Annotated in this window: 1 protein-coding gene and 2 pseudogenes; 1 reads left to right on the forward strand and 2 read right to left on the reverse strand. The window is 45.2% G+C overall.

Going from position 1 to position 2,609, the window contains the following annotated elements; translation table 11 throughout:
* A pseudogene (locus tag V7D75_RS12425) lies at nt 1-339 on the reverse strand (adenylosuccinate lyase); the annotation flags it as partial.
* A 71-nt stretch (nt 340-410) separates the two neighbouring features.
* Nucleotides 411-1,637 carry a tRNA 2-thiouridine(34) synthase MnmA gene (mnmA, locus tag V7D75_RS12430; RefSeq protein WP_333614811.1) on the reverse strand — a complete coding sequence of 409 codons (1,227 nt, stop codon included), beginning with the start codon at nt 1,635-1,637 and terminating at the stop codon, nt 411-413.
* Nucleotides 1,638-1,925: 288 nt separating this feature from the next.
* Here mnmA and ispF point away from each other — a divergent pair.
* A pseudogene (gene ispF, locus V7D75_RS12435) lies at nt 1,926-2,402 on the forward strand (2-C-methyl-D-erythritol 2,4-cyclodiphosphate synthase); the annotation flags it as partial.
* Nucleotides 2,403-2,609: the final 207 nt, after the last annotated feature.

A 2,609-nucleotide genomic window follows, 5' to 3' on the forward strand; every position in this document is an offset into this window, starting at 1 on the left:
CTCCAAGCTGTCTTCTAACTGCTGATTGCCGCGGAATTTGTCTTTAATAAAGTACTCAACCGCTTTGACATCATGGTTGGTCGTCGCTTCGATATCTTTAATTGCTTGCGCATCCGCTTCGCTAAAGTTATCAACGATGCTGTTTAAAAAGGCATTGGTATCGGCATCAAACGCTGCTAATTCACCAATCGCGCTATTATCCGCCAATGACTGTAACCAGCGAATCTCGACGGTAACGCGGGCTTTAATCAAACCAAATTCAGATAGGTAAGGACGCAAGCTGTCGGCTTTAGATGCGTAACGGCCATCGATTGGGGAGAGTGCGGTAAGTGGAGTCATAGTGATGCCTCGATAGTTATAAAAATGAAAGGGTTAAAAGTAAGCAAACAAAGGTTAAAAATTATCTCAAATCAAAACCCACAAGGCGCATCAATAGCGGCAATTACACCGCCACCAAGACACACCTCATCGATATAAAATACTGCTGATTGACCAGGAGTAACGGCTCGTTGTGGCTCATCAAATACCACACGAACCTCAGAGCCGGCATCATTTAGCGCGTAAACACGGCAGGCCTGATCGGGCTGACGATAGCGAGATTTTGCCATACAGCGTAAGCCATCTAAGCTAAAAATATCGGCAGGCGGCAATCCGTCAACCCAGTCAAGCTTATAAGCTTGCAGCTCATTACTCATGAGCATCGGATGCTCATGACCTTGACCGACGATCAAACGGTTTTTGTCCAAATCTTTTGCCAGTACAAACCAAGGTTCTTCTGGACGGTCTTTGACGCCGCCGATACCGATGCCGCCGCGCTGACCTAAAGTATAATACATCAAGCCATCATGCTGACCTATCACGTGACCGTCGTCGGTAACGATATCGCCTTTTTGCGCCGGCAAGTACTGTTGTAAAAAGTCTTTAAAACGGCGCTCACCAATAAAGCAGATACCAGTAGAGTCTTTCTTTTTAGCCGTCGCCAAGTCATGTTCTTCAGCGATTTGACGCACGACTGGTTTTTCAAGCTCGCCTACGGGGAACAGTGTTTTAGCGATTTTATCGCCGCCGACCGCATGCAAGAAATAGCTTTGGTCTTTATTGTTATCAAGTCCACACAAGAGCTGGGCGACGGTTTCGCCGTTGCTATTTTCATAGTTCAGGCTGCGGCGCGTATAGTGACCGGTGGCAATATAATCAGCACCAAGAGTCAACGCATAATCTAAAAACGCTTTAAATTTGATTTCTTTATTGCATAAAATGTCTGGGTTTGGCGTGCGTCCGGCTTTGTACTCTGCTAAGAAATGCTCAAAAACGCGATCCCAATATTCCATCGCAAAGTTGGCGGTATGCAGCTTGATGCCGATTTTGTCACACACCGCTTGCGCGTCTGCTAGGTCATCCATCGCCGTACAATACTCGGTACCATCATCTTCTTCCCAGTTCTTCATAAACAGACCCTCCACTTTAAAGCCTGCTTGCTGGAGTAAAACAGCCGATACGGAAGAGTCAACGCCGCCTGACATACCAACGATGACGTGCTTGCTGCTAGGATTTTCGATATCGGCAAGCGTCAAAGGACGATGGATGCTAAAAGAATCTGAAACGGGTAGACTTGCGGTGTTTGGCGTGGCTGACATAGAATTGCTCAACAATTTATACCTTATCCAAAGTGTGGAATGACGCTATTTATCAATAAAACGACTAAGAGTGATAAACTTAGTCAACTGATGAGGTCATCTCGTTTTTGGACGGGGTATTTTGGTCGGGGTATTGTGATAAAATAAGCGTCATATTATAACAGTTAATCGTAAGCGGTGGCGAGCTATGCAAGCTCAAGTTGCCTAAAAGCGCTTTAGAAATTTAGATAGTGGTTCTAAATTATTTTAATCACTCTTCATTCACTTAATACTTCACTTGGAATAATAATGATAAAAATTGGTCAAGGTATCGATGTCCATGCGTTTCATAATACGGGCGAGCAGCAGCAATATGTGATATTAGCAGGCGTGCCGATAGAGCATACCCATAGTTTGCTGGCGCATTCTGATGGCGACGTGGTGCTCCATGCGCTTGCTGACGCGCTGCTTGGCGCATTGGCACTTGGTGATATTGGGCAGCATTTTCCAGATACCGATGCGGCGCACGCCGGCTTGGATTCGCGCGTACTACTCCGTTATGTGTATGGTAAAGTCCAAGCTGCCGGTTATACTTTAGGCAATGCTGATATCACGGTGATGTGTGAGCGCCCAAAATTGGCGCCCTATAATTTGGCGATGCGCGAAAATATCGCTAGTGACTTGCAAACAGCTGTGAGTAATGTCAGCATTAAAGCCACAACGACTGAAAAATTGGGCTTTACCGGTCGCCAAGAGGGTATCATGGCCAATGCCGTGGTATTATTGGTACCAAATATGACGATGTCTGATGACAATATGGCTAGCAATAATATTTCTGATGTTAACGTTTCAGATGCTAATATGCCTGATGTTTAATCCCTAATGGCTTAGTAGTCAGTCATGATGGTTGCAATAAACGGCAATCGCCCCATGTAGCAGCCACAGGTCAAATTTAGCGTGACATATCTTTTTTTGATAATAGTTTTAATAAAT

Source organism: Psychrobacter sp. (assembly GCF_036731945.1).
Taxonomy (GTDB): Bacteria; Pseudomonadota; Gammaproteobacteria; order Pseudomonadales; family Moraxellaceae; genus Psychrobacter.